The following is a 25,696-nucleotide window of genomic DNA, read 5'->3' on the forward strand; positions in this document are numbered from 1 at the left end:
CGATCGGGGTCGCGGCGTTCCTGGCCTCGACCCGCAGCAGCTTCCGGCCCTCAGGTGATACGGCTGTCACCTGTTCAGGGTATGTCCGTATTGGCCCGTGTTGCGCAATGCGGTGCCATAGTGGACGATCTTCCGGGAAACGCGCGGCCGCGACCCGAACGGCGTCGGCTCCGTCCCGCACGTCGGCTCGCCGAGACGCCGGCGGGAGGTTGAGATCGGTGTTTTATCTCGTTCTCACCATAAGTAGCTGTCGATCTCTCTAAGGTGACGTGGGTGTCGCGTGCGGATGATGTATGACGGAGGTCAGGCGTGCGAGTGGCCATGACGTACCTCAGGCTTCCGGAGGCCGAGGGCGGAGGCGATCCGGGGGCCCGCGCCCGCGCGGTGTTCGGCGGTGGTAAGTGGCGGGAGAAGCACCCCGTCCTCCCCGTCGCCGGTGCGTGGCAGGCCTTGCACTACCTGCTGACCGGCGATCCCTGGGACGGCCCGCACCCGGCCGCGGACGTGGTCTGCGGCGGGCGGCTGCTCACCGAGGACGGCGCCGACGAACTCGGCGTCGACGTCATCTACCTGAACGCCGAGCGGGTCAAACTGGCCGCCGACCACCTCGCCGCGACCGAGTTCGCGCGGATCGCCGGACGTTATGACGCGGAGCGGATGGCCGAGCTCGGCGTCCAGGGCGCGGAGGACTGGGTGGGCGAGCCCGCCGAGGCGATCCGCGACGGTGAGCTGCGCGTGGTGTACGAGCGGCTCACCCGCTTCTTCGAGGCAGCATCGGCGGAGGGGCAGATCATCTTCAAGGCGATGGGCTGACCCTCACCCGCGGCCGCCGTCAGGCGGTGACGGGACGGCCGAGCATCGCGTCGAGCGAACGGTGCGCGGTGCCGGACGCGTCGAGCGCCTCGGCGAGCCGCACCTCGGTCAGAGCAAGGACCTCCGGCACGGTGACCTCGCGGCCCAGCTCCGCGGACAGCGACGTGGTGCCCGCGTCGCGGATGCCACACGGCACGATCCTGTCGAACCAGCTCAGGTCGCAGTCGCAGTTGATCTCGAAGCCGTGCATCGTGACGCCACGCGACACCCGGATGCCGATCGCCGCGACCTTGCGGTCGGGGACGCCGGGCACCCACACCCCGCTGCGCCCCTCGACCCGCTTGGTGACCAGGCCCAGGTCGGCACAGGTGTCGATCAGCGCCGCCTCGATCGTGCGGACGTACGCGACGACGTCGACGGGCTCCCGCAGCTTGACGATGGGGTAGCCGACGAGCTGGCCGGGGCCGTGCCAGGTGATCTTCCCGCCGCGGTCGACGTCGATCACCGGCGCGCCCGCGTCACCGATCGGCCGGTCCAGCGGTTCGGTGCGCTTGCCGGCCGTGTAGACCGGCGGGTGCTCCAAGAGCAGGCAGACGTCGGGGATCTCGTCGGCGACCCGCCGCTCGTGCAGCCGGCGCTGCAGCTCCCACGCCTCCTCGTACGGGATCGCCCGCTCGCCGAAGCCGGCGTGGATGAAGACCAGGTCGCCGGCGCCGTTGTTCTCAGAGCGGTCGCCGAGGACGGTCGTGGTGGAATCTTCGCTGACGCTCACGACCATCAGCGTACGTCCTTCGCGAACGACGCCAGCAGCCGAGGCTCGATGCGGGTCTCCTTGACGCCGCCGGAGCCGTCCGCGGCGACCTGGTAGGCGCCCTGGCCCTCGACGTACGACACGGCCTGGACGAACTCGGTGCCGACGTAGTGCAGCGCGACCGCCTCGTCGGCGGCGTACCCGTCGGGCAGCGTGCCCTCGGCGACGAGACGCTGCTGCAGCGGCCGGCGCTGCGGGTCGCTGTCGTAGTGGACGCCGCAGGAGTAGGGCAGCAGGCCCAGCCCGTCGGTGAGGGGGCGCAGTTGCGGGCCGAAGGAGTCGGTGGTGCCGCCGACGTGCCAGCACAACGCTCCGGCGCTCTGCCCGCACAGGACGACGCCCGTCCGCCACGCCTCCGCGAACGCCTCCCCGAGGCCGTGCAGGCGCCACATGGCCAGGAGGCCCGCGACACTTCCGCCCGACACGTAGACGAAGTCCTGGGCGAGCAGGTGCGCCGCCGGGTCCTCGTGGTTCGGCATCGGGAACAGCGCCAGGTGGCTCACCTCGGCGTCCGTCCCGGCGAACGCGGCGTAGAAGCGGGCGATCGCGTCGGCGGCGTCGCCCAGCGCGGTCGCGAGGAAGCAGACCCGGGGCCGGTCCTGGCCGGTGAGGTCCAGGGCGTACCGGAGGAGAGGGCTCGGCGTCAGCCCGTGACGGTCGGTGGGGACGAAGCCGCCGCCGCCGATCGCCACGATGTGCGGTTTACCGTCGGTGCTCATCTCGCGCGCTCTCCCCTCGCTGGGCGGCCGGACGTCCCGCACCGCCGACTCGGCCCGCCGCGCCGGGCGGCCCGGTCTCATCGCCCGTTCGCCCTCCGCGCCGGGCGGCCACCCGTCACGGTACGGCCCTGGAGCCGTGCCGCGCAGGGGAGTGGGGCGTTCGTTGCGACTTCCTGGGCGAGACGACACCATCCCCCCCGGGGAGCCGGGAGCGCGCCCCCGGCGTTCAGGAGAGGATCTCGGCGAGCGCGGACGGCAGGTCCGGATGCCGGAAGCCGAAACCCGCCGCGGTGAGGCGGGCGGGGACGACGCGCTGGCTCATGAGGACGCCCTCGTCGGCCAGCCCGCCGAGGGCCAGCCGGAGCGCGAAGGGCGGCACGGCGAACGGGGTCGGGCGGTGCAGCGCGCGGCCGAGGGCGGTGGTGTAGGCGGCGTTGGTCACGGGGGCGGGGGCGGTGAGGTTCACCGGTCCGTCCAGCGGACCGCCGATGAGGAACCGCAGCGCCGCGACCTCGTCGGTGAGGGAGATCCAGCTGAACCACTGGCGGCCGTTGCCGAGCCGTCCGCCGAGCCCCGCACGGAACAGCGGGAGCGTCCGGCCCAGCGCGCCGCCCTCCCGCGCCAGGACGATGCCCGTGCGCGGGATCACGACGCGGATCCCGGCCTCGGCGGCCGGCGCGGTGGCCGCCTCCCAGTCGCGGCACACCCCGGCCAGGAATCCCTCGCCCGGTGGGTCGTCCTCGTCGGCCGTACGGTCGCCGGTGTCGCCGTAGTAGCCGACCGCGGAGGAGGACACCAGGAGCGAGGGCCGGTCGTCCATGGCGGCCAGCGCCCGGCAGAGCGTGCGGGTGCCCTCGACCCGGCTGTCGCGGATCTCCTGCTTGTAACAGTCGGTCCAGCGGCGATCGCCGACGCCCGCCCCGGCGAGATGGACGACCACATCGACGCCCTCCAGAGAGGCCGTGTCCACCTCCCCGAACGGGTCCCACCGGACCTCGTCGTCGGCCGCGGGCCGGTGTCGTACGAGCCTGAGAACGGTCAGGCCCTCGTCGCGCAGCGCGCGGACGAGGGCCTGACCGATGAGTCCGGTCGAACCGGTGATGGCGATCTGCACGACCGCAGCTTAGTTAGCGGACCGAACCAAAGGCGGAGCCGACACAGACCTTAAAGGCCGAGTTCGGCCTCGAAGTTGCCCTCCTCCAGACGATTCTTCACCGTGGTGAGGAACCGCGCGGCGTCGGCGCCGTCCACCAGGCGGTGGTCGTAGGTCAGCGCGAGGTACACGATCGAGCGCACCGCGATGACCTCGCCGAGCTGCGGGTCGTCGATGACCGCCGGGCGCTTGACGACCGCGCCGGTGCCGAGCATGCCGACCTGCGGCTGGTTGAGGATCGGCGTGTCGAACAGCGCGCCACGGCTGCCGGTGTTGGTGATCGTGAACGTGCCGCCCGTGACCTCGTCGGGGCTGACCCGGTTGGTGCGGGTCCGTTCCGCCAGGTCCGCGATCCGCTGGGCCAGGCCGGCGAGGTTGAGCTGACCGGCGTTGTGGATCACCGGCACCATGAGGCCCTTCTCGGCGTCCACCGCGATGCCGAGGTTCTCGACGTCGTGGTAGGTCACCTCGTTGGTCTCGGAGTTGATGACGGCGTTGAGTTTCGGGTGCACCTTGAGGGCCTCGACGGCCGCCTGGGCGAAGAACGGCAGGAAGCTGAGCTTCACGCCCTCCCGCGCCAGGAAGTCGTCCTTGGCCCGCTCGCGCAGCCGCGCGATCCTGGTGACGTCTACCTCGACGACCGTGGTCAGCTGCGCCGACACCTGCAGCGACTCCACCATGTGGCGGGCGATCGACTGACGGGTCCGCGACATCTTCTCCGTGGTTCCGCGCAGACGCGACACCTCGGCCGGGACCGGCACGGCCGGACGGGCGGCCGCCCCGGCCGGAGCCTGCGCCGCGGCCGGGGCGGCCTGCGCGGGCGCCGGAGCGGCCTGCGGGGCCGGCTCGGGCGCCGGCGGCTGCGGCGGCGCCTGCTTGGCCCGCGCGGCCTCCAGGACGTCCTGCTTGCGGATGCGCCCGCCGACACCGGTGCCCTTGACGGTCGCCAGGTCCACGTCGTGCTCGGCCGCCAGCTTGCGGACGAGCGGCGTGACGTAGGGGCTCTCGCCCGACGGCTGCTCGGCGGCCGTCTCCTGCTGCGGCGCGGGCGCCGGCGCGGGGGCCTCCTGACGCGGCTCCGGCTGGGCCTGCGGCGCCGCGGCGGCCGGCTGCGCGGCCGGAGCCGGGGGCCAGGACGGCGCGGCCGGCTGCTGCGGCTCGGGCTGCGGCGCCGGGGCGGCCTGCGGGGCCGGGGCGGGCTCGGGCTCGGCCTGCTCCTGCTGCGGGGCGGCGTCGGCGGTCGCCTCGCCCTCCTGGGCGATGACGGCCAGCTCCGCGCCGACCTCCACGGTCTCGTCCTCGGCGACGGTGATGCTGCTCAGGACACCCGCGGCCGGCGACGGAATCTCGGTGTCGACCTTGTCCGTCGACACCTCGAGAAGCGGCTCGTCGGCCTCGACGCGCTCACCCTCCTTCTTGAGCCAGCGGGTGACGGTGCCCTCGGTCACGCTCTCGCCGAGCTGGGGCATGGTTACGGAGACCGGCATGGTTCTCAGCGACTCCCTGTGAATACTTCGTGTCTTGGTACGGGCGGGTCAGCCGTGGACGTGCAGCGGCTTGCCGGCGAGCGCGAGATGAGCCTCGCCGATCGCCTCGGACTGGGTCGGGTGCGGGTGGATGAGCTGGGCGACCTCGGACGGCAGGGCCTCCCAGTTGTAGATCAGCTGGCCTTCGGTGATGAGCTCGCCGACGCGGCTGCCGACGATGTGCACGCCCAGCACGGGACCGTCCTTGGCCGCGATCACCTTGACCTCGCCCTGCGTACCCAGGATCTTGCTCCGCGGGTTGCCGGCCAGGTCGTAGGTGAACTCGACGATGTCATGACCGCGTTCCCGGGCCACCGCGGACGTGACGCCCACCGACGCGACCTCGGGCTCGGAGTAGGTGATGCGCGGAACACCGTCGTAGTCGATCGGCGCGGGGTCCAGGCCGCCGAGCCGCTCGGCGACGAGGATGCCCTCGGCGAAGCCGACGTGCGCGAGCTGGAGCGTCGGGACCAGGTCGCCGACCGCCGAGATCGTCGGGACGTTCGTGCGGCAGTACTGGTCGACCTTCACGAAGCCGCGCTCGGTCTCGACCCCGACCTCCTCCAGGCCCAGGCCCTCGGAGACGGGACCGCGGCCCACGGCCACGAGCATGAGGTCGGCGTCGATGGTCTTGCCGCCCTGAAGGGTGACGATGACGCCCGACTCGGTGTGCTTGACGCTCTCGAACCGCGCGCCGAGCTCGAACTTGATGCCGCGCTTGCGGAAGGCCCGCTCCAGCCGCTTGGAGCTGGACTCCTCCTCCAGCGGCAGCAGGTGCGGCAGCGCCTCGACGATCGTCACCTCGGCGCCGAAGGACCGCCACACGCTCGCGAACTCGACGCCGATGACGCCGCCGCCGAGGACGACCACGGACTGCGGGATCCGGTCGAGCACGAGGGCGTGGTCGCTGGAGATGACACGCTCGCCGTCGATCTCCAGACCGGGCAGCGACCGGGGCACCGAGCCGGTGGCCAGCACGATGTGCCGGCCCTCGTACGTCGTGTCGCCGACCTGGACCGTGGTGGGACCGGTCAGCCGGCCCTCGCCCTCGACGATCGTGATGCCCTTGGACTTGATCAGCCCGGTCAGGCCCTTCACGGTCGTGCCGACGACCCTGTCCTTGTAAGCGTGGACGGCCGGCAGGTCGATGCCCTCGAAGCGGGCCTTGACCCCGAACGTGGCCGACTCGCGCGTCTGGTCGGCGACCTCGGCGGCGTGCAGCAGCGCCTTGGTCGGGATGCAGCCGCGGTTGAGGCACGTGCCGCCGAGCTTGTCCTTCTCGATCAGTACGACGCTCAGACCCAGCTCGACCGCCCGCAGGGCGCACGCGTATCCGCCGCTGCCGCCACCTAGGACGACGATGTCGTAGGGGCTATTCGACACAGGACGCTCCTTCGATGCCCGCTCGGGCGCCTCCGGCCCGGAGCGATTTCTTTTCCCGCACGCATCTTTCCACTTCCGGCCGCCGGGCCGGGACAGCGGCTCCCGTTCGCGCCGTCCGCCCGGCCGGGCCGGTGCCGCTCGGCCGGGTCATCCGCCCGGCCACGGCGGTGCCGCCCGGCCGCCTCGCCCGCCCGGACAGCGGGGCGCCGTCCGGCCGGTCCGCCCCCCCAGGGCAGGGAGGCGCCGTCCGGCCGGTCCGCCCACCGGACCGGGACGCCAGGCGGGGACGCGCCGTCGCCCGCGGCCGGTCCGGGCCCGTCCGGTGCGCGCCGCGCGCCGGGCCCACCGCGCTCACCGGTCACAGGGCGCCGGCGGCGAGGTCCTCGGCGACCTGGACGAGCGTACGGACGGCGGCCCCGGTGCCGCCCTTCGGCGTGTAGCCGTACGGCTGTCCCTGGTTGAAGGACGGGCCGGCGATGTCGAGGTGCGCCCAGCGCACGCCGTCCGGCACGAACTCCTTGAGGAAGATTCCGGCGACCAGCATGCCGCCCCAGCGCTCCCCGCTGATGTTGGCGATGTCGGCGACGGCGGAGTCCAGGCCCTTGCGCAGCTCCTCGGGCAGCGGCATCGGCCAGGCGGACTCGCCGGCGCGGCCGGCCGCGCCGACGACCATCTCGCGCACGTCGTCGTCGTTGGCCATGACACCGGCCGTCCGGGTGCCGAGCGCGACGAGCTGGGCGCCGGTGAGGGTGGCGACGTCGACGATCAGGTCGGGCTCGTCCTCGCCGGCCCGGACGATCGCGTCGGCCATGACGAGGCGGCCCTCGGCGTCGGTGTTGAGCACCTCGACGGTCTTGCCGCCGTAGATGGTGAGCACGTCGGAGGGACGCTGAGCGGTGCCGCTCGGCATGTTCTCCGCGATGGCGAGGTACCCGACGACCTTGACCTTCGGGCCCAGGGCGGCGATCGCCTTCAGCGCGCCGAGCACGGCGCCGGCGCCACCCATGTCGGACTTCATCCAGTCCATGGCCTCGCTGGGCTTGAGCGACAGGCCGCCGGAGTCGAACGTGATGCCCTTGCCGACGAACGCGACGGTCTTGGTGGCCTCGGGGTGCTCGTAGGCGAGACGGACGAGACGCGGCGGGTTGACCGAACCCTGGCCGACGCCGACGATGCCGCCGTAACCGCCTTCGACCAGGGCCTTCTCGTCGAGGACCTCGACCGACAGGCCGGCCTCCTCGCCGACCTGGCGCGCGGTGTCGGCGAGCGCCTCGGGGTTCAGGTCGGAGGGCGGGGCGTTGACCAGGTCGCGGACCAGGGAGACGGCCTCGGCGATGGTCCGGGCGCGGTCGAGGGCCCCCTGGACCTCGGCGTTCGTGTCCGCCTCGGTCACCACGGTGATGTCCGAGACCGGGCGCTTGTCACCGTCGCCGGTCCGGTAGTTGAGGTAGGCGTAGTTCCCGAGCAGCGCGCCGGTGGCGACGGCCGCCACCTCCTCCGCGGTGGCGGCGGGCAGCAGGACCGTGACCGAGCCGGAACCCGCGAGGGAGCGCAGCGCGGCACCGGCCGCCCGGCGCAGCGCCTCGGCGTCGTACGACTCGCCCAGCCCGACGGCCACCACCAGGGGGGCGGCCAGGTTGCCGAACGTCGGGATCTTGGTGACCTCACCCGGCTTGCCGGCTGCGCCCAACCCGCTCAGCGCGTCGACGAGACGGCCCTGGAAGGCCTCGTCGACTCCTGCGGCACCGGGCGCCAAGGCCGGTCCGGAGTCATCGGTCACGACGCCGACCACGACGGCGTCGACGTCAAGGGAGGCGGATTGAGCGTTGGCAAGGCTGAGGTTCGTCACACAGCCCGATGGTAGTCCTGCCTCGCACTTCTTTGTTCGAGTCCACGGACTTGGGCGATCTTCGGCCGGCACCGGCCGGACCTTCGCCCCCGACCGGTCGATTACCATGCCTCGACTGGCCCCGTCGTCCTGGGACGACCCAGTGCCGCATCTGGCCGAGGGGAAGCGGGCAGCGGCGGCGCGTCTCCGGGACGGCGGCCGGCGGGACATCGGATGCGCCGGGGCCAGGGCGCGTTCCGCACCGGCGCGGGAGCTTCACTCTCGGGACGCTCCCGCGCCTCCTCCGACGCCGTCACCCCGGCCCACGCTCACGCCACCGCCAGCACGACGATCGCCGTGGTCGCGGACGCCTCCACGAGCGCGCCGAGGACGTCTCCGGTGACCCCGCCCAGGCGGCGTACCGCGTGCCGGAGCAGCGCGGCCGAGACCAGGAGCCCGGCCGCCACGGCCACCGGGGCGAGGACGGCCGGGCGCGCGCCTCCGGCGAGCAGCCCCGCGACCGCCGCGGCGACCATGACGGCCGCCGTCGCCGCGGCGGCGTCCCGGCGCCGTACCGTGCCGGCGACCAGGGCGCCCAGGCCCTCCGGGCGGGCGGCGGGAACCTCCGCGCGGCAGGCCCACGTCACCGCGAGCCGCCCGGTCACGGCCGCCACGGTCACGGCGACCGCCCGGTGCGGGGCCTGCGTGAGGGCGGCGACCTGGATCAGCAGGGTGAACACCAGCGTGATGACCCCGAACGGCCCGATGTCGGACCGCTTCATGATCGACAGGGCGTCCTCCGCCGGGCGCCCGCTGCCCAGCCCGTCGGCGAGGTCCGCCAGCCCGTCCAGGTGCAGGCCGCGGGTGAGCAGGGCGGTCGCCCCGGTCGCCAGGGCGGCGCCGAGCAGCGGCCCGGCGCCGAGCAGGCCCGCGACCGTGAGCACCACGGCGGCCGCGACGCCGACGAGAAGACCGGCGACCGGGGCCAGCGTCATCGCCCGCCGGGCGGTGTCCCGGTCCACCCGGCCGCACCGCACCGGGACGACGGTGAGCAGCGACACCGCCAGGCGGAGTCCCTCCGCGCCGTGGACTCGCCGGTTCTCTTCCCTCACGACGTCCTCCGGGCGTCTCCGCCGTCGCGCGTCCCGGCGGTCACGGCAGGTCCAGGACCCGGCCGGCGACGACCAGGGAGGTCTCCTCCGACTCGGCGGCCAGGCGCTGGTTGAGCCGTCCCAGACTGTCACGGAAGGCCCGCCCGCTCGCGGTGCCGGGCACGATCGACAGGCCGACCTCGTCGCTGACCGCGACGACGTGGGCCCGCGTGGACCGCCAGGCGCCGAGGAGCTCGTCCAGGCGAGGCGTCACCGCCTGGGGGCGCTCCCAGGCGCCGAGCTCGTCGAACACCGCCGTCAGCCAGGTTCCCATCCCGTCGATGAGGAGTGTGCCCTGCGCCCGGCGCAGCAGGCCGGCCAGGTCGGCCGTCTCGGCCGTCTCCCACCAGCGGGGGCGGCGCCGCCGGTGCGCGGTGATCCGGTCGCGCCACTCCGGGTCGTCCGCGTGCATGATCCCGGTCGCGACGTACGTCACGTCGGGGTGTGCGATCACCCGGCGTTCGGCCTCCTCGGACTTGCCCGACCGGGCGCCGCCCAGGATCAGCGACCGCCACGGCCCGGACGCCGGACGGACCCACCGCTCCAGCCGGCGCTCCAGCTCGGCCGGGGACGCGACGCGGTGGTCGACGTGGACGGCCTCGATCCGGGTCCGGTCCGTCACCGCACCGGCGCGCCGGAGCCGGCCGAGGTGCGACGGGTCGCCGATGAGGTCCAGGAGCACGGCGTCGTACGGGTCCGGGCCGGCCGGTTCGGGGCGGGCGCCCGGCCCGGCCGCGAACAGGACCCGGTGCCCGCGCGGTGTGCGGACGTCGTATCCGCCGGGTACCTCGCTCCGGCGGCACTCGTCGAGCGGGACCCCGTCGAGGAGGACACGGGTCGGCTCGACACGGCGGCGCGCCGCGCGCATCCGCGTGCAGGAGGAGCAGCGGCAGCCGGGCTCGGGCCAGCCGCGCGGCCCGGCCGTGCCGAGCAGGTCGATCTCCACGCTCACCGCCCGTCGCCCGTCCCTCCGTCGCCCACCGGTCCGTGGTCCGCTCGCCCGCCGTCCACGGGCCCGTCGTCCACCTGCTCCTGATCCGCGCGTCCGCCGTCCACGTGTCCGTCGTCCGCCCGCCCGTGCTGCGGGCGCTCGTGGTCCACGTTCCCGTGGTCCGGCCGCTCGCCGTCCGCCCGCCCGTCGGCGGGCCGGCGGCCGGGCGGAGCCTCGAACGCCGCCCGGCGGGCGGCCCGGCGCAGGGCGAGGAGCACCGGGCGGCCGGTGACGGCCACCAGGATCGCGGTGAAGACCGCCCGTGGCAGGTCGAACCCGAGGGAGGTGGCGAGGTCGAACGCGACGAACCTCCCGAGATTGTCGGTGAGCGGAGCGCCCGGGTGGAAGGAGATCGAACTCGACATCCCGCCGGCGAAGGGCCACAGCCCGAGATTCTGCAGCCAGCCGTAGAGGAACGCGGCGACCGCGCCGTACGCCGCGAGCATCGCGATCTCCAACCGCCCTCGGGGGCGTCGCGGCAGGCACCCGGCGAAGAACCCCACCCAGGCCGCGCCGAGGATCTGGTACGGCAGCCACGGCCCCACGCCCGCCGTGATCAGGGCACTGGCGAACATCGTCACCGACCCCAGCAGGTAACCGAACCCGCGGCCCAGCACCCGTCCGCCGTGGACCAGCACGAAGAACATCGGCTCGAACCCGGCGACGCTCGTGCCGAGCGGCCGGAGCGCCGCGCCGACCGCCCCGAGCACGCCCAGCAGCGCGATCGCCTTCGCGTCGATCCCGCCCTCGGCGACCTCGGCGAGCGCCACCGCGAGCAGCAGCGGAAGGAGCAGCACGAAGATCCAGGGCGCGAACGTCGACTGGGCGATCCGCGCCCCGGGGGCGACCAGTAGCGGCCAGCAGAACGCGACCAGTCCCGCCAGCGACACCAGCAGCAGGGCCGCCCCGGACCGCGCCCGCAGCCGGACCGGGACCGTGGCGGCCCCGGACCGTCCCCGCGTACGGACCGGGCTCACGACAGCGCCTCCCTGACCTGGTCCACCGTGAGGACCGGCGCCGGAGCGAGGATCTTGCCGACCTGCGGGGCGAACGCGGGCGAGGACACGACGACCTCGGCTGTCGGGCCGTCCGCGACGATCTCGCCCTCGGCGACGACCACGGTGCGCGTGGCGACCTCGGCGACCAGCTCGACGTCGTGGGTGGCGAGGACGACCGCGTGCCCACCGGCCGCCAGGTCGCGGACGATCTCCGCCAGGCGTTCCTTGGCGGTGTAGTCCAGGCCGCGCGTCGGCTCGTCCAGCAGGACCAGGGGCGGCCGTCCGGTCAGGATCACGGCCAGCGCGAGGGCCAGCCGCTGCCCCTCGGACAGATCGCGCGGGTGCAGCGCGTCATCGACGCCGGGCGCGAGACGCTCGAAGAGGGAGCGGCAGGTGCCGTGCTCCGCCGCCATGTCGCGGTCCGCGGCCGCGCACTCGGCCGCGACCGTCTCGGCGTACAGCAGGTCGGCGGCGTCCTGCGGGACGAGGCCGGCGGTGCGGACCATGACGCGCGGCGGCGTCTCGTGCGGCGCCGCGTCGCCGACCCGCACCCGCCCGCCCGCCGGGCGCAGGAGCCCGACCAGGGCGCGCAGCAGGGAGGACTTCCCGGCGCCGTTCCGGCCCATCAGGGCGATCACCTCGCCGGAGGCGACGGACAGGTCGACGCCGCGCAACGCCGGCACCGGGCCGTACCGGACCTCCAGGCCGTGGACGGACGCGAGCGTCCGCCGCTCACCGCCCGGCGCGGACGGAACGGGCGGCGGCGCCGTGGCGAGGCGCTCGCGCAGGGGAGCGGCGGCGCGCCGGGCGTCCCGTACGGACAGGGGGAGCGGCGTCCAGCCGGCCAGCCGTCCCAGCCGGACCACGGGCGGCGCCACCGGGGACTCCACCATGATCGCGCCGGTCGGGCCGTACACGGGCGGCCGGCCGCCGCCGGGCAGCAGCACCATCGAGTCGGCGAGGTGGACGACCCGCTCCAGGCGGTGCTCGGCGAGGAGGACGGTGAGGCCGAGGTCGTGCACGAGGCGCTGCAGCGTGGCCAGGACGTCCTCCGCGCCGACCGGGTCCAGCGCGGACGTCGGCTCGTCCAGGACGAGGACCTTCGGATGCGTGGTCAGCACCGAGCCGATCGCGACCCGCTGCGCCTGCCCGCCGGACAGCGTGCCGAGCGGGCGGTCCCGCAGCCCGGCCAGGCCGAGCAGGTCCAGCGTCTCCTCGACGCGCCGGCGCATGACGTCCGGCGCGAGCCCCAGGGACTCCATGCCGTACGCCAGCTCCTCCTCGACCACGTCGGAGACGAACCCGGCGCGAGGGTCCTGGCCGACGTAGCCGACGACGTCGGCGAGTTCGCGGGGCGGGTGGTCGCGGGTGTCCCGGCCGGCGACGGTCACCCGGCCGGTCAGTGTGCCGCCGGTGAAGTGGGGGACCAGGCCGTCGACCGCGCGCAGCAGCGTGGACTTGCCGGTGCCGGTGCGCCCGGCGACCAGGCACAGCTCGCCCTCCTCGATCTCCAGGTCGACGTCCGTGAGCACCGGTGTCCCGCCGTAGCGGAAACCGGCCCGGTCGAAGCGGATCATGCCCGGATCCTCCGCAGGAGCACCGGGGCGAGGGCGACCAGCACGCCGGCGGCCGGGAGCGCCGGCAGGCCGGGGACGGTTCCCGGCACGGGCCGCAGGCCGTCGGTGCCGATGAGGCCGGCGACGGTCATCGCGGCGGCGGCCAGCACGCCGGAGCCGCCGGTGACCCACTCCGGCAGCGCCCACGGGTCCGGCCGGTACCGCGTCCGCGGCGAGCGGCGGCCTCCCAGCCACAGGCCGGCCGCGGCGCACACCGTCCCCGCGAGCAGCACCGGCGTGCCCAGCGCCGCCGGCGCCTGCCCGTCGAGGAGGCCGTAGAGTCCCGCGCACACCGCGAGGAGCCCGCCGAGGACCAGGGCGGCGGTGGCCCGCCGCCGTGCGCGGGGCACCGCGGCGGTACGCCCGTACCCTCGCGCGTCCATCGCGGCGGCCAGCTGCACGGACCGGTCCAGCGCCCCTTCGAGCACCGGCATGGCGAGCCGCCGCAGCGACCGGATGCCCCGGTCGGCGCGGCCGCGCAGGCGCTGCGCGTCGCGGACCCGGCGGACGTGCGCGACCGCCTGCGGCGCGAACGTCATCGCCACGACGACCGCGACGCCCACCTCGTACAGCGCACCGGGCACCGACTTCAGCAGCCGGCTCGGCGCGGCCAGCGCGTTGGCCGCGCCGACGCAGACGAGGACGGTCGCGAGCCGCAGCGCGTCGTACCCGGCGACGGTCAGGCCCTCGGCGGTCACCGGCCCGCCGACCCGCAGCCCCGCCATCCAGGACGGCAGGGTCACCGACGGCAGCGTGACGAGCGTGGTGCCCGGCGCCTGCGCCGCGAACACCGCCCCGAACACCAGCCGCACCACGACCACGAACAGGCCGATCCGCAGGAACATCCCGTACGCCCGCGCCCAGGGATCGTCGGTCCGGCGCACCGCGACCACGGTCCCGGTCACCGCCCCCACCAGGAGCAGGAGCAGCGGGTCGGTCGTCCGGGTGGCCGCCGTCGCGAGCCCCAGCGCCCACAGCCACCAGGCGCCGGGATGCACCCGCCGGGTCATGGCTCCTCCTTCGTCGGAGGGGGGACCAGAGGTGCTGTGCTCCCGATGCGCTCGCCGCGCCCGCTCATCGGCGCGACCGCCGCGCCGCGGCGAGACCGCCGCCCGCGGCGACGACCACGACCAGGCCGATCCCGGCGTACAGCCCGACGGGTGTCCCGGAGTCCTTCTTCTTCTCCGCGGCCGTCTTCGCGGTCGCGGCCGCGGTGGGGGACGGGGCGATCGGTATGGCGCAGGTCCCGAAGGAGTCGATGGCGCAGATCAGGCCGCTCTTGTCCGCCTGCGGGGCGCCCGCCGCGGCGAGGACGTCGGAGCCCGTGGCGTTCTCCGGGACGGTCGCGCAGAACCGCTTCGCGGCGGGCGGCACCTGACCCTTCGGGGCGTCGCCGGCCTCGCCGTAGTCGATGACGACGGCGACGCGCTTCTTGCCCGCCGGGGTGCCGCTCCCGGACCCGCATACGGCGGCGAAGTCCGGCTTGTCGCGGGGCGGGGTCCCGGTGTTCCCGCTCGACTTCGCGAACCGCCACCCCTCGACGGCGCCGTCCTTGGGATGGGCCTGGGCAGGGCCCGTGCTCGCGAAGGCCCACGTGCCGCCCTTGGCCTGCCAGTATCCCCAGAACGCCGCACCGTCGGCGTGCGCGCCGGACATCGGCGCGAACACCAGCGCGGAGGTGAGGAGACCCGTTACGATCTTCGTGGCGGGGCGGCCGGCTGCGATCTTCGGCATGGGCGCCTTTCTGGGGGCGGGTGGTCCCCGGTGAAGCGGGCGCACTCGATGCCGCACGCGCCCGGACTCCATCCGCAGACCACGACGGAACGACGGAGCCGCTCGCGCCGGCCCGGGCATTCCGGCTCGCCGCCGGGCGGGACGCCCGTACGGCCTACGGTTGCGGGTCAGCGCCGGACTTGGACCGGCTTCCCCCGCGACGGCGCGTGTGCTGCTGCCGATGAGTTGACCACGGGGCGGTGAACGGCGTCAAAACGGCCGGCCCCGGTAACCTGCGGATCATGAGGCGGGTCCGCGCGCGACGCCGGCCTCGGAGGCCGCCGCGGCCCGTGGCCGAGGCGGCTCGCGGTCGAGGCGGCCCGCCGAGCCGGGCGAGCCGGACGGGAATGAGGAGAGCGATGCCCTGGAGCTGGCGGTACGAGAAGTCCGACGGGACACCGGTGGAGGCTCCCGGCTTCGGCGAGGAGACCTGGACCACCCAGGCCGACGCGGAGTCCTGGGTGGGGGAGAACTGGCGCGGCCTCCTGGAGGCGGGCGTCGACCAGGTGTCCCTCCTGGAGGACGGGCGGGTGGAGTACGGCCCGATGAGCCTCCACCCCGAGGCCGGCTGAGCGCCGCGCCGGCGGCGCGGTACGCGGCCGCCGGGGTCCGCCGGGTCCCCGGAAGGGGGTACCCGGCGGACGCCGCGGTCACGGACGGCGCGACGGGCTGACGGTCTTGGCCGGGTCGCGTTCGACGACCGGCGCGAGGATCTCGTCGACGCGCTGCAGCAGGTCGGCCTCGAGCGTGACGCCGGAGGCCTTCACGTTGTCGCGCACCTGCTCGGGGCGGGTGGCGCCGATGATGGCCGAGGAGACGTTGGGGTTCTGCAGGACCCAGGCGATGGCGAGCTGCGCCATCGACAGGCCCGCCTCCTCGGCGAGCGGCTTGAGCCGCTGCACGCGGGTGAGCACCTCGTCGTCCAGGAGCCTCTTGATGAACCCGGCGCCGCTCTTCTCGTCGGTGGCGCGCGACCCCGCGGGCGGCGCGGCACCCGGCGCGTACTTGCCGGTCAGCACGCCCTGGGCGATCGGCGACCAGACGATCTGCCCGACGCCCTCCTTCTCGCACAGCGGCACGACCTCGGACTCGATGACCCGCCAGAGCATGTTGTACTGCGGCTGGTTCGAGACGATCCGGTCGAGGCCCATCTCATCGGCGATCTTCAGCGCCCGGGCGATCTCCTCGGCGCGCCACTCCGACACGCCGATGTAGAGCACCTTGCCCTGGCGTACGAGGTCGTCGAACGCCTTGAGGGTCTCCTCGAGCGGCGTCTCGTGGTCGAACCGGTGCGCCTGGTACAGGTCGACGTAGTCGGTCTGCAGGCGGCGCAGCGAGCCGTGGATCGACTCGAAGATGTGCTTGCGGGACAGGCCGCGGTCGTTCGGGCCGGAGCCGGTCGGCCAGTAGACCTTGGTGAAGATCTCCAGGGACTCCCGGCGCCGGCCCTTAAGCGCGCGGCCCAGCACCTCCTCCGCGCGGGTTCCGGCGTAGACGTCCGCCGTGTCGAAGGTGGTGATGCCCTCCTCGAGGGCGGCCTGGACGCACGCCTTCGCGGCGTCCTCCTCCACCTGGGAGCCGTGCGTGATCCAGTTGCCGTACGAGATTTCGCTGACCATGAGGCCACTGCGGCCCAAATGACGGAACTCCATGCCCGGAACCCTAAGCGGGAGAGGTCAGACCTGGTCCTTCTGCCCTGGCTTGAGGCGCGGCTGCGGCATGCGGAACCGGCGGATCTGCATCGACCGGGTCGCGGTGTAGAAGCCGAGGCCGCGGAGGTTGTCGTCGGGGCAGCGCTCCTGGGCGAGCTTCTTCACCCGCCTGCCCAGGTAGATCGACTCGCCGATGATCAGCACGAGCATGACCGGCCAGCCGAACTGGTAGACGTACGCCTTGATCGTCAGCGGCGCGACCATGGCCAGCAGCAGGATCAGCAGGGTGAGGTACATGAAGTACTCGCCGAACGTGCGCCGGGAGTCGACGAAGTCGCGGGCGAGCCGGCGGGCCGGCCCCTGGTCGCGCTTGGGCAGGTAGCGGTCGTCGCCGCGGGCCAGGCCCTCCTTGACCTTCTGGCGGTCCCGCGCCTGGCGCTCGCGGGCCTGCGCGTAGGCCTCCTTGCGTGACTTGGGCGCGGTGATCGGCTGGCGGTTGCGCCTCTCCGCCTCGCGGCGCTTGGGCGTGGGACGGCCCTTCCCTCCCGATTTGGCGACCTCGGGGGTGGCGGAGGGCTCCTCTGTGGCGGTATCGGTACGGCGTCGGAACACGCAGATCAGCCTACCGGCGCTCGCGGCGAACATAATGACTGTCTCGGACGTTAACGCGTAGGGTGGTCAGCGAATACCCCAGCAGCGTTGTTAGGCACCAGCGGAAGGGACCGGCCACGCGCGATGAGCGTGATGAAGAGAATGTCGATGATCTTCAAATCCAAGGCCAACAAGGCTCTGGACCGGATGGAAGATCCTCGGGAGACCCTTGACTATTCCTACCAGCGCCAGCTTGAGATGCTGCAGAAGGTCCGCCGGGGGGTCGCGGACGTCGCCACCTCGCGCAAGCGTCTCGAGTTGCAGATCAACCAGCTGGAGCAGCAGCAGAACAAGCTGACCGAGCAGGGCAAGAAGGCGCTGCAGGTCGGGCGGGAGGACCTCGCCCGTGAGGCGCTGACCCGCCGTGCGGGCCTGGACGGCCAGTTGAACGACCTGCGCGCGCAGTATCAGCAGCTGCAGGGCGAGGAGGAGAAGCTCACGCTCGCCTCCCAGCGCCTGCAGGCCAAGGTCGACTCCTTCCGTACGCGCAAGGAGACGATCAAGGCCACCTACACGGCGGCCGAGGCGCAGACCAAGATCAACGAGGCGTTCTCCGGCATTTCCGAGGAGATGGGCGACGTCGGCCTGGCGATCCAGCGCGCCGAGGAGAAGACCGAGAACATGAAGGCGCGCGCCGGCGCCATCGACGAGCTGCTCGCCTCGGGCGCTCTGGAGGACTACTCCGGCCCGCGCGACGACATCCAGGCCGAGCTCGACCGCATGGGCAGCGGCCCGGGCGTCGACCTCGAGCTCGAGCAGATGAAGGCCGAGCTGGGCATGGGTTCCGCGCCCAAGCAGCTGGACGCCGCGCCCGGCCAGGAGGCGCAGGGCCGGCAGGCGGCTCCGCAGCAGCAGGCCGCCCCGCATCAGCAGCCGCAGCCCCAGCGGCCGTACCAGCCGGGGGAGGGTCAGTGATCGTCCGGCTGATGGGCGAGGGCCAGCTCAACGTCGCCGACGGGGACCTGGCCGCCCTGAACGACCTCGACGCCGACCTCGAGAAGGCCATCGAGACCGGTGACGAGGACCAGTTCCGCGGCGCGCTGCACGCGTTGCTCGAACGGGTGCGCACGGTGGGCGAGCCGTTGCCGCCGGAGGAGCTCGAGCCGTCGGACCTCATCCTGCCGCCCGCGGACGCGACGATGGAGGAGGTCCGCGCGATGCTGGGTGACGAAGGGCTCATCCCCGACTGACCCCATTACGGCACAAGCGGGCCGGTCCGCACGTTCTACCTAAAGAAGCGTCGGACGGGGAGGAAGGGGACATGATGGAGCGCTCGCGCTTCGCACCCGACCGGGGGCTCACATCGCGCATGCTGCTGACGATGTTCCTGCTGGGGCTGCTGTACATCGCCTTCGTCGGGTTCTTCTTCGTGTTCGTGCCACGGCTATGGCTGGTCGTCCTGGTCATCGCCGTGGCCTTCCTCCTGGCCCAGTACTTCTTCTCCGACCGGCTCGCGCTGTTCGCCATGCACGGGCGCGTCGTGTCGGCGGAGGAGGCGCCGGAGCTGCACGGCGTGATCGACCGGATCTGCGCCATGTCCGACATGCCGAAGCCGAAGGTGGCGATCGCCGACACCGACGTGCCGAACGCCTTCGCCACCGGACGCAACCAGCAGAACGCCGTGGTCTGCGTCACGACGGGCCTGCTCCACCGGCTCGACACGGTCGAGCTGGAGGCCGTGCTGGCGCACGAGCTGTCCCACGTCGCCCACCGCGACGTCGCGGTGATGACGATCGCGTCGTTCCTCGGCATCCTGGCCGGCCTGCTCACGCGGTTCGGCCTGGAGTGGGGCCTGTGGGGCGGCTTCAACGACCGGAACCGCAACAACAACGACCAGAGCACCGCGATGGTGCTGCTGGTCGTCATCGGGGTCAGCGCCGCGGTCTACGCCATCAGCTTCCTGCTGACCCGCGCCCTGTCGCGCTACCGCGAGCTGTCGGCCGACCGCGCCGCGGCGCTGCTGACCGGGCGGCCGTCCGCGCTGGCGGCCGCGCTCACCAAGGTCACCGGCGAGATGTCCCGCATCCCGACCAGGGACCTGCGGGCCGCCGAGCCGTTCAACGCCTTCTACTTCGCGCCCGCCCTCAGCAAGGGGCTCAGCATCTCGACGCTCTTCTCCACCCACCCGTCGCTGGACCAGCGGCTCGAACAGCTCGCCAAGATCTCCGCTCAGCTCGGCCGGGGAGTCTGACATGGGCGACACGCTGTTTTCAGCCCAGGAGTCTTAATGGGAATCCTCGACACGCTGCTGGGCCGGTCCAAGCCCAAGAGACCCGACCTCGACCGGCTGTTCGCGCTGCCGACCGCGGCCGTGACCCTGGAGGCCGCGGCCGGACTGACGCCCACGGGAGTCGGCGCGGTCTGCTTCCGGGCCGCCGAGGGCGCGGCGTTCGCCCAGATCGAGCAGGACGTGCGCGAGCTCCTGGACGCCGGTGACGGGCCGAAGGTCGAGCTGAGCACCGACGCGTACGGCTACACCTGGCTGGTGGCCCGGCACGCCCCGGCCGATCTCGAGGGCCTCGTCACGGACCTCCACGCGGTCAACGCCGCCCTGGAGTCCGGCGGGTTCGGCCCGCAACTGCTGTGCTCGCTGGTGGCCTTCACCGGGCCGGACGACAGGCGCTTCGGCCTCGTCTACCTCTACAAGCGCGGCACCTTCTACCCCTTCGCCCCGATGCCGGGCGAGAGGCGGGACAACGCCCTGGAGCTGCAGGTCCGCGGCGCGGTCGGCGCGGACCTGCCCGTCGAGGGCGACCTGAGCCGGTGGTTCCCGGTATGGGGCGCTCCCGGGTTGTGACCTTCGTCCTCGAGGCCGTCGGCGTACGCCACGGCGACGCCGTCATCCTCGACGACATCAGCGTCGCGCTCCGGTCCGGGCGATGCACGGCGATCGCCGGGCCCAGCGGCGCGGGCAAGTCGACGCTGCTGCGCCTGCTCAACCGGATGCTGGAGCCGACCAGCGGCCGTGTCCTCCTCGACGGCACCCCGCTCCCGGCGCTCGACGTGCCGGCGCTGCGCCGCCGCGTCGGCCTCGTCGCGCAGCAGCCGACCCTGCTCACCGATACCGTCCTGGACGATCTGCGGGTCGGGCGCCCCGATCTGACGGAGGACGAGGCGCGCTCTCTCCTCGCCGAGACCGGTCTGCCCCCCGCCTTCGCCGAACGCCCGACCGCCGGGCTGTCCGGGGGCGAGGCCCAGCGCGTCTGCCTGGCCCGTACGCTGGCGCTCCGCCCCGAGGTCCTCCTTCTCGACGAACCCACCTCCGCGCTCGACCACGCCAGCGCCGAGGCCATCGAGCAGGTCGTCAAGGACCTGCGGGCGGCCGGCGGAACCGCCGTCCTGGTGAGCCACGACACGGCGCAGGCCCGGCGGCTCGCCGACGACGTGCTCGTCCTTCATGCCGGGCGGCTGGCGGAGCACGGCCCTCCGGAGCAGATCGCCTACCTGCGGCCCGTGTCCTCGTGAGCGCGCACTCTCAGGTGCACGTCCCGTCGTGGCCGGGCGTCATCGCCTCACTCGCGCTGGTCGCCGTCGCGCTCGGGATCGTCGCGCGGGCACGCCTGCGGATCAGCCGCGAACTCGTCATCGCCGCCGTCCGCGCCGGCGTGCAGCTCGTCGCCGTCGGCGCCCTGCTGCTCGCCATCTTCGAGTACGCCGGGCTCCCCGGGGCGTTCGCCTGGGCGGCGGTCATGGTGGTCATCGCCGGGCAGGTCGCCGGGCGGCGCGGCTCGGGGGTGCCCCGGTCCCGGGTGGCCGCCACCGCGGGCCTGGCGGCGGGCGGCGGCACGACGCTGCTCGCCCTCGTCCTGCTCGGCGTCATTCCCGCCCAGGCGCGCGTCGTCGTCCCCGTCGCCGGAATGATCATCGGCGGCTCGATGCAGGCCGCCGGCCTGGCGCTCCGGCGCGTACGGGACGCGGTGACGTCCGGCCGGGCCGCGATCGAGGCCCGGCTGTCGCTGGGTCTCACCGCCCGTGAGGCGTTCGCGCCGCACACCCGCGACGCGCTGCACACCGCGCTGCTGCCCGTCGTCGACTCCACGAAGGTCGTCGGGCTGATCACCCTGCCCGGCGCGATGACCGGCCTGATCCTCGGCGGGGTCGATCCGCTGACCGCGATCCGCTATCAGATCGTCGTGATGTACATGCTGCTCGCGGCGGCGGCCGTCAGCGCGTACGTCACGACCCGCCTCGCCGAGGCCGCCCTCTTCGACGAGGCCCACCGCCTCCGCTGTTAGCCCTCCTGCCGCCGCTCGGTCGCCCTCGGATCGGCGGTGAGACGCTGTATGGTGGGGTTCAGCCAGAATTCGCTGGTCAGAGCCGGATAAGAGGCTTCGATGACGGTTACTACATCGAGCACCTTGAGGCGGAGACCCACCGCCTGGCTCCCCGCGGAGATGACCACCTTCGTGGGGCGCCGGCGCGAGATGGCCGAAGTCAAACGCCTGCTGTCGCTGTCACGCATCGTGACCCTCACCGGGCCGGGCGGGGTCGGTAAGACCCGGCTCGCCCTGCGGGTGGCCGCCGAGGTGAGACGTGCCTACCCGGACGGTGTCTGGCTGGTCGAGCTCGCGGAGCTGGACAACCCGAAACTGCTCGCCCAGGAGCTGGTCGCCGCGCTGGGGATTCAGAGCCGTTCGGCCGAGCGCCCCGACGAGGTGCTGATCGAGCATCTGGCCGGCAAGCGGACGCTGGTGATCCTCGACAACTGCGAGCACCTCCTCCAGGCGTGCGGCATGCTGGTGCGGACGCTGCTGCGCTCGGTCCCGGAGCTGCACATCCTGGCCACGAGCCTGCAGCCGCTGGGCATCTTCAGCGAGCAGTCCTACGTCGTGCCCACGCTGTCGCTGCCGGCCAACGAATCGGAACAGAGCACCGCCACGTCCGACGCGGTCCGGCTCTTCACCGAGCGGGCCGAGGCGGTGCTGCCCGGATTCACCCTCACGGATCGCAACCGGGAGGCCGTCGAGCGCATCTGCAGGCGCCTGGACGGGCTCCCGCTCGCCATCGAACTCGCCGTGGTACGACTGCGGGCCCTCTCGGTCGAGCAGCTGCTCGACCGGCTCGACGACCGCCTCCGGCTCCTGTCGATGGAGTCGAGCGCCGTCACGTCGCGCCATCAGACACTCCGCGCCCTGCTCGACTGGAGTTACGCCCTGTGCACCGAGAAGGAGCGACTCCTGTGGGCGCGGATCTCGGTGTTCACCGGCAGCCTGGACCTCGAGGCGGCCGAAGAGGTCTGCGCAGGCGACGGCATCGACCGCGCCGAGATCGTCAAACTGGTGATCGGCCTCGTGGAGAAGTCGGTGCTCATCCGGGACGAGGGCCCGGGCGGGGTGCGGTTCCGGCTGCTGGAGACCATCCGGCGGTACGGCCGGGAGCGCCTGGCCGTCTCCGGGGAGAGATCGGCGATCGAGCTCGAGTACCGCGACTACTACCGCAGACTCTCCCGCGCGTTGAAGGCGCGCCTGTTCGGCCCGGAGCAGATGGAGACGCTCAACCGGATGCGGGTGGAGTATCCCAACCTGCGCACCGCCCTGGAGTACTGCTACGCCGAACGCGCCGGACTCTGCATCGACATGGCCAGCGACCTGCTCTACCACTGGGTGACCAGTTACCACCTGGGGGAGGGACGCGACTGGCTCGAGCAGGGGCTCGCCGACTCCGGCGTGCGGGTCGAGATCAGGGCCCGGGCGCTGGCGGCGTGCGGCTGGCTCGCCATCATGCAGGGGGATCCGGAGTCCGCCACCAAGAGGCTCGCCGAGAGCCGGGCCCTCGCCGAGCAGTTCGGGCTGGAACAGGTCCTCGGTTACGTCGCCCAGTACTCCGGGACCGTCGCCATGCACGCCGGGGACGGCGAAACGGCGGTCGGGTTCTACCGGGACGCGCTGACCCACCATCGCGCCACCCAGGACCCCCTCGGCGAGGTGCTGGCGCTCATCCGGCTCTCCCTCGCGTACTCCTCCCTGGGGGACTCCGAGCGGGCCGTCGCCACCGCCGAAGAGGGCATGGCCATCTGTGACGCCCATGGAGAACGCTGGCAGAAGGCGTACGCGATGACGGCGCTCGGCTTCGAGGTCTGGCGCCAGGGCGATCCGCGGCGCGCCGCCTCCCTGGCGCGGGAGAGCCTGCGGACCAATCGCCTGCTGGGCGACCCCCTGGGGATGGGCATCAGCCTCGAGGTGCTGGCCTGGATCGCCGCCGGTGAGGAGGACTACGCACGGGCGGCCGAACTGCTGGGCGTCCTGGGGAACCTCTGGGAGGCGACCGGCGCGCGGATGCCGGGATACGAGTACCTCGCCGTTCACCACGAGGAGTGCGTGGCCCGTACGCGCCGCGGGCTCGGGGACGAGGCGTTCCGTGCGGCCGTCGAACGCGGCACCCGGCTCTCCGAGGACGACGCCCTCGACCAGGCCCTCCTGGAGCGTCGGCCTTCGCCTGCCGCCGGCCCGCCGCCCAAGGCGGGCGGGGACAGGTGGGCGCCGCTGACCAGGCGGGAGACGGAGATCGCCCGGCTGGTCGCGCGGGGGATGAGCAACAAGGAGATCGCGGCGTCCCTCGTGATCGCCCAGCGCACGGCGGAGGGCCACGTCGAGCACATCCTCGCCAAGCTCGGCTTCACCTCCCGCACCCAGATCGCCGCCTGGGTCGCCGAGCACACCTCGCCGTGACCTTTCGGCGCTTCTGATCGTTGAGGCGTGCGCCGTCCCCGGGTCACTGAACCCAGTCGCGCGCACGGGCGGCCGGCGGAAGGGCCGCCCGACCGCCCGTGAGCGGTCGCCGGCTAGGGGAGCGCGAGCATCTGGTCGAGGGCGGCGCGGGCGTAGTGGGCGGTCTCCTCGTCGACCGTGATCTGGTTGACGACCTCGCCGCGGGCCAGGGACTCCAGCGACCGGACCAGGTGCGGCAGGTCGATGCGGTTCATCGTCGAGCAGAAGCAGACGGTCTTGTCGAGGAAGACGATCGTCTTGTCGGAGTGGCGGTCGGCGAGGCGCTTCACGAGGTTCAGCTCCGTGCCGACGGCCCACGCCGACCCGGCGGGCGCCTCGTCGAGCATCCGGATGATGTACTCCGTCGACCCGATGTGGTCGGCCTCCCTGACGACCTCGTGGCGGCACTCCGGGTGCACGAGGACGTTGACGCCCGGGATCCGCGCCCGTACGTCGTCCACGGACTCCTTGCTGAACCGTCCGTGCACCGAGCAGTGCCCGCGCCACAGGATCATCGTGGCGGCGCGCAGCTCGTCCGTGGCGAGCCCGCCGTCCGGGCGGTGCGGGTTGTAGACGACGCAGTCGTCCAGCCCCAGGCCCATCTCGAGCACGGCGGTGTTGCGGCCGAGGTGCTGGTCCGGCAGGAACAGCACCTTCGAGCCCTTGGAGAACGCCCACTCGAGGGCACGGCGCGCGTTGGAGGACGTGCAGACCGTGCCGCCGTGCCGGCCGACGAACGCCTTGATGTCGGCCGAGGAGTTCATGTAGGTGATCGGCACGACGTCGTCGGCGATCCCGGCGTCCTCCAGGACCTCCCAGCACTCCTCGACCTGGTCGTAGGTCGCCATGTCGGCCATCGAGCAGCCGGCGGCCAGGTCCGGCAGGACGACCCGCTGATCGGGGCCGGTCAGGATGTCGGCGGACTCGGCCATGAAGTGCACGCCGCAGAAGACGACGTACGGCGCCTGCGGCCGGGCCGCGGCCTCCTGTGCGAGCTTGAAGGAGTCGCCCGTGACGTCCGCGAACTGGATGACCTCGTCGCGCTGGTAGTGGTGGCCCAGCACGAACAGCCGCTCGCCCAGGGCCGCCTTGGCCGCGTGGGCCCGCTCGACCAGGGCCGGGTCGGAGGCGGGCGGCAGGTCGCCCGGACAGGAGACGCCGCGCTCACTCGCCGGGTCGGCGCCGCGGCCGAGGAGTAGCAGGGGGCTGCCGATGTCGATGGTCACTGGGAGGCTCCCTTGACAGACTTATCGTCTCTTTGACGATACGTCATCGTACGGGCGAGCGGTCAAGCCGCGGGGAGCGGGTGTGAAAGAACCCGCTCATTGGGGAATGCCCCCCGGCAACGGGTACGTTGTGCGAAGAGGCAAGCGACAACATCACGGCCGCCGCGAGGCGACCGGGCCAATCGGGAGTCAGCACATGACGGTTCCAGCCGAGACCGGCACGCAGCAGGGCGTCGTCCTTACGGACGCCGCCGCGGAGAAGGCCAAGAGCCTGCTCGAGCAGCAGGGCGAAGAAGGTCTCGCGCTGCGCGTGCAGGTCCAGCCGGGTGGGTGCTCGGGCCTGATCTACCAGCTCTACTTCGACGACCGCGAGGTCGACGGCGACTTCGTCCAGGACTTCAACGGCCTCGCCGTCCGCGTCGACCGGATGAGCGTTCCGTACCTCGCGGGCGCGACGATCGACTTCGTCGACACCATCGAGAAGCAGGGCTTCACGATCGACAACCCGAACGCCAGCGGCTCCTGCGCCTGCGGCGACTCGTTCCACTGAGCCTCCAGGGCTTCGCGCGATGATGCCCGCGACCGGGTCCACCCCGGGCGCGGGCATCCGGCGTGTCCGGGCCTGGTTAGGCAGTACCCTTGCCGGGTTTGAAACGCCATTCGAGACGGCCCCGCGTCAACGACGAGGCCGCCGAACC

25 protein-coding genes are annotated in these 25,696 nt (G+C 73.1%); 10 read left to right on the top strand and 15 right to left on the bottom strand.

The features are described from left to right. Nucleotides 1–309 precede the first annotated feature (309 nt). Nucleotides 310–813, top strand: coding sequence for a DUF1877 family protein (locus NE235_RS35010; protein WP_252810811.1), 504 nt, complete (start codon nt 310–312; stop codon nt 811–813). 19 nt (nt 814–832) lie between these two features. Here NE235_RS35010 and lipB read toward each other — a convergent pair whose 3' ends face one another. From lipB to NE235_RS35070, 12 genes are all read right to left on the bottom strand, one after another. Next, nucleotides 833–1,516 carry a lipoyl(octanoyl) transferase LipB gene (gene lipB, locus NE235_RS35015; RefSeq protein WP_252810877.1) on the bottom strand — a complete coding sequence of 228 codons (684 nt, stop codon included), beginning with the start codon at nt 1,514–1,516 and terminating at the stop codon, nt 833–835. Between the two features lie 74 nt (nt 1,517–1,590). Beyond that, nucleotides 1,591–2,343 carry a Type 1 glutamine amidotransferase-like domain-containing protein gene (locus tag NE235_RS35020; RefSeq protein ID WP_252810813.1) on the bottom strand — a complete coding sequence of 251 codons (753 nt, stop codon included), beginning with the start codon at nt 2,341–2,343 and terminating at the stop codon, nt 1,591–1,593. 226 nt (nt 2,344–2,569) lie between these two features. Continuing rightward, nucleotides 2,570–3,457, bottom strand: a complete 888-nt coding sequence (locus NE235_RS35025; protein ID WP_252810815.1) for a TIGR01777 family oxidoreductase — start codon at nt 3,455–3,457, stop codon at nt 2,570–2,572. A 50-nt stretch (nt 3,458–3,507) separates the two neighbouring features. Further along, entirely contained in the window at nt 3,508–4,983 is a 1,476-nt protein-coding gene (gene sucB, locus NE235_RS35030) for a 2-oxoglutarate dehydrogenase, E2 component, dihydrolipoamide succinyltransferase (RefSeq protein ID WP_252810817.1), read from the bottom strand. Nucleotides 4,984–5,031: 48 nt separating this feature from the next. Then, complete coding sequence (gene lpdA / locus NE235_RS35035; protein WP_252810818.1) at nt 5,032–6,405, bottom strand: dihydrolipoyl dehydrogenase; 1,374 nt, start codon at nt 6,403–6,405, stop codon at nt 5,032–5,034. Nucleotides 6,406–6,763: 358 nt separating this feature from the next. Then, nucleotides 6,764–8,254 (bottom strand): leucyl aminopeptidase, encoded by a 1,491-nt coding sequence (locus tag NE235_RS35040; protein WP_252810820.1) that lies wholly within the window; start codon nt 8,252–8,254, stop codon nt 6,764–6,766. Nucleotides 8,255–8,562: 308 nt separating this feature from the next. Beyond that, nucleotides 8,563–9,345 carry an adenosylcobinamide-GDP ribazoletransferase gene (cobS, locus tag NE235_RS35045; protein ID WP_252810822.1) on the bottom strand — a complete coding sequence of 261 codons (783 nt, stop codon included), beginning with the start codon at nt 9,343–9,345 and terminating at the stop codon, nt 8,563–8,565. Between the two features lie 40 nt (nt 9,346–9,385). Further along, nucleotides 9,386–10,336, bottom strand: a complete 951-nt coding sequence (locus NE235_RS35050; protein ID WP_252810824.1) for a bifunctional adenosylcobinamide kinase/adenosylcobinamide-phosphate guanylyltransferase — start codon at nt 10,334–10,336, stop codon at nt 9,386–9,388. After that, nucleotides 10,333–11,352, bottom strand: coding sequence for an ECF transporter S component (locus NE235_RS35055; protein ID WP_252810826.1), 1,020 nt, complete (start codon nt 11,350–11,352; stop codon nt 10,333–10,335). The genes NE235_RS35050 and NE235_RS35055 overlap by 4 nt, the downstream gene beginning before the upstream one ends. Beyond that, complete coding sequence (locus tag NE235_RS35060; RefSeq protein WP_252810828.1) at nt 11,349–12,950, bottom strand: ABC transporter ATP-binding protein; 1,602 nt, start codon at nt 12,948–12,950, stop codon at nt 11,349–11,351. The genes NE235_RS35055 and NE235_RS35060 overlap by 4 nt, the downstream gene beginning before the upstream one ends. Next, entirely contained in the window at nt 12,947–13,999 is a 1,053-nt protein-coding gene (locus NE235_RS35065; RefSeq protein ID WP_252810830.1) for an energy-coupling factor transporter transmembrane component T, read from the bottom strand. The genes NE235_RS35060 and NE235_RS35065 overlap by 4 nt, the downstream gene beginning before the upstream one ends. A gap of 64 nt (nt 14,000–14,063) precedes the next feature. Then, entirely contained in the window at nt 14,064–14,723 is a 660-nt protein-coding gene (locus NE235_RS35070; RefSeq protein WP_252810832.1) for an SCO2322 family protein, read from the bottom strand. A gap of 398 nt (nt 14,724–15,121) precedes the next feature. Here NE235_RS35070 and NE235_RS35075 point away from each other — a divergent pair, with 398 nt between their 5' ends. After that, the gene (locus tag NE235_RS35075) at nt 15,122–15,334 is read left to right on the top strand and encodes a hypothetical protein (RefSeq protein WP_252782815.1); all 213 of its coding nucleotides are present in this window, start codon (nt 15,122–15,124) and stop codon (nt 15,332–15,334) included. Between the two features lie 78 nt (nt 15,335–15,412). Here NE235_RS35075 and NE235_RS35080 read toward each other — a convergent pair whose 3' ends face one another. Continuing rightward, a complete protein-coding gene (locus NE235_RS35080) occupies nt 15,413–16,414 on the bottom strand; it encodes an aldo/keto reductase family protein (RefSeq protein ID WP_252810834.1) in 1,002 nt (333 codons plus the stop codon). Between the two features lie 24 nt (nt 16,415–16,438). Then, nucleotides 16,439–17,026 carry a DUF3043 domain-containing protein gene (locus tag NE235_RS35085; protein WP_252810836.1) on the bottom strand — a complete coding sequence of 196 codons (588 nt, stop codon included), beginning with the start codon at nt 17,024–17,026 and terminating at the stop codon, nt 16,439–16,441. A 123-nt stretch (nt 17,027–17,149) separates the two neighbouring features. On the opposite strand from NE235_RS35085, the gene NE235_RS35090 reads away from it, so the two are divergent. The 7 genes from NE235_RS35090 (at nt 17,150) to NE235_RS35120 (ending at nt 23,733) form a co-directional block, all read left to right on the top strand. Beyond that, entirely contained in the window at nt 17,150–17,980 is an 831-nt protein-coding gene (locus NE235_RS35090) for a PspA/IM30 family protein (protein ID WP_289849669.1), read from the top strand. Beyond that, the gene (pspAA, locus tag NE235_RS35095) at nt 17,977–18,255 is read left to right on the top strand and encodes a PspA-associated protein PspAA (RefSeq protein ID WP_252810840.1); all 279 of its coding nucleotides are present in this window, start codon (nt 17,977–17,979) and stop codon (nt 18,253–18,255) included. Before NE235_RS35090 ends, pspAA begins: the two co-directional genes overlap by 4 nt. 74 nt (nt 18,256–18,329) lie before the next feature. Next, on the top strand, nt 18,330–19,256 hold the full coding sequence (htpX, locus tag NE235_RS35100) for a zinc metalloprotease HtpX (protein ID WP_252810879.1): 927 nt from the start codon (nt 18,330–18,332) through the stop codon (nt 19,254–19,256). Nucleotides 19,257–19,292: 36 nt separating this feature from the next. Beyond that, on the top strand, nt 19,293–19,862 hold the full coding sequence (pspAB, locus tag NE235_RS35105; protein ID WP_252810842.1) for a PspA-associated protein PspAB: 570 nt from the start codon (nt 19,293–19,295) through the stop codon (nt 19,860–19,862). Next, nucleotides 19,841–20,530 carry an ABC transporter ATP-binding protein gene (locus NE235_RS35110; RefSeq protein ID WP_252810844.1) on the top strand — a complete coding sequence of 230 codons (690 nt, stop codon included), beginning with the start codon at nt 19,841–19,843 and terminating at the stop codon, nt 20,528–20,530. Before pspAB ends, NE235_RS35110 begins: the two co-directional genes overlap by 22 nt. Next, a complete protein-coding gene (locus NE235_RS35115) occupies nt 20,527–21,300 on the top strand; it encodes an ABC transporter permease (RefSeq protein ID WP_252810846.1) in 774 nt (257 codons plus the stop codon). Before NE235_RS35110 ends, NE235_RS35115 begins: the two co-directional genes overlap by 4 nt. 159 nt (nt 21,301–21,459) lie before the next feature. After that, nucleotides 21,460–23,733, top strand: a complete 2,274-nt coding sequence (locus NE235_RS35120; protein ID WP_252810848.1) for an ATP-binding protein — start codon at nt 21,460–21,462, stop codon at nt 23,731–23,733. A 113-nt stretch (nt 23,734–23,846) separates the two neighbouring features. Here the strand turns inward: NE235_RS35120 and nadA are convergent, their stop codons facing one another. Then, nucleotides 23,847–24,998: a quinolinate synthase NadA gene (gene nadA, locus NE235_RS35125; protein ID WP_252810850.1), complete on the bottom strand. Its 1,152-nt coding sequence runs from the start codon at nt 24,996–24,998 to the stop codon at nt 23,847–23,849. A gap of 196 nt (nt 24,999–25,194) precedes the next feature. Here nadA and NE235_RS35130 point away from each other — a divergent pair, with 196 nt between their 5' ends. Then, nucleotides 25,195–25,548 carry a HesB/IscA family protein gene (locus NE235_RS35130; RefSeq protein WP_252782826.1) on the top strand — a complete coding sequence of 118 codons (354 nt, stop codon included), beginning with the start codon at nt 25,195–25,197 and terminating at the stop codon, nt 25,546–25,548. Nucleotides 25,549–25,696 lie beyond the last annotated feature (148 nt).

Origin of the sequence: Actinoallomurus spadix, assembly GCF_024055725.1 — a bacterium.
Taxonomy (GTDB): Bacteria; Actinomycetota; Actinomycetes; order Streptosporangiales; family Streptosporangiaceae; genus Actinoallomurus; species Actinoallomurus spadix.